Source organism: Limnobaculum eriocheiris, from assembly GCF_021010575.1.
Classification (GTDB): domain Bacteria; phylum Pseudomonadota; class Gammaproteobacteria; order Enterobacterales; family Enterobacteriaceae; genus Limnobaculum; species Limnobaculum eriocheiris.
In genome coordinates this window covers 1-764 of the sequence record NZ_JAJNAG010000104.1, presented here as the reverse complement: position 1 = coordinate 764, position 764 = coordinate 1, and the positions used below count along the sequence as shown (strand labels likewise).

General features: G+C 49.0%; 1 protein-coding gene. It reads right to left on the bottom strand.

Annotated features, from left to right (window positions below; translation table 11 throughout):
* Nucleotides 1-15: 15 nt before the first annotated feature.
* Nucleotides 16-713, bottom strand: a protein-coding gene (locus tag LPW36_RS17680; protein WP_230611900.1) for an IS1 family transposase whose coding sequence is annotated in 2 segments (ribosomal slippage) — nt 16-455 and nt 455-713 — 699 coding nt in all. Because the reading frame shifts where the segments join, the coding sequence is not laid out codon by codon here.
* Nucleotides 714-764: the final 51 nt, after the last annotated feature.

Sequence of the window (764 nt, the reverse complement as noted above, 5' to 3'; positions counted from 1 at the left end):
GGTCGTGACGCAGATTTAGTGGTAATGATTGATCGTCAGATACCATCCGATGATCTTATCGTGCATTTCTTCTGACTTTGAGAAGCAGATAGTCTTGCGGGTCAACCGTTTAAGATGGGTTCGCAAATTGAGATTATGTCGTTCTATCCGCTGCGTGTATTTTTTGCTGATAACATGGCTGCCTGAGGCCAGCAGAGTCCGATACACCGGCCAGGCATCGGTCATGTAGAAGACGATGTTAAACGGGTTCAGCAAACCCAGAAGACGCTTCAATGTCAGAGCATTACGGGGACCTAATACATGGGCGAGGACGCGCTTTCGGATGCGGTCGTAGGCATAAAACAGCCAGCGCGGATTGCTTTTACTGCGTACATATGACCACTGTTCATCAGCTTCACAGCAAATAACGACCTCTGCGCCCGGCTCAACGTTTTGTGCTACCGTGTGTGGTGCAAGTTTTTTAGATGACGGAGAACGGTATTGAGGCTTATCTTCAGCACCCTTGCCGTATCGCGGCATCCGGAACCATTCATCGCCATATCGACGATGGTCTGATGGGTTTCGGGTTTAGCTCCGTTATAGCGATAGCTGAGCTGGAAGGTTTTCAGACAGTGTTTACAGCGATAGAGCTGCGTTCCGGAGGTGGAATGACCGTTTCGGATCACATCACTCGTTTCAGAACAGCGGGGACAAACTACATCAATCTTTGCCATCAATCATCCAAAGGGCGAAGAATACCACAACACTAAATATGCGTCACGACC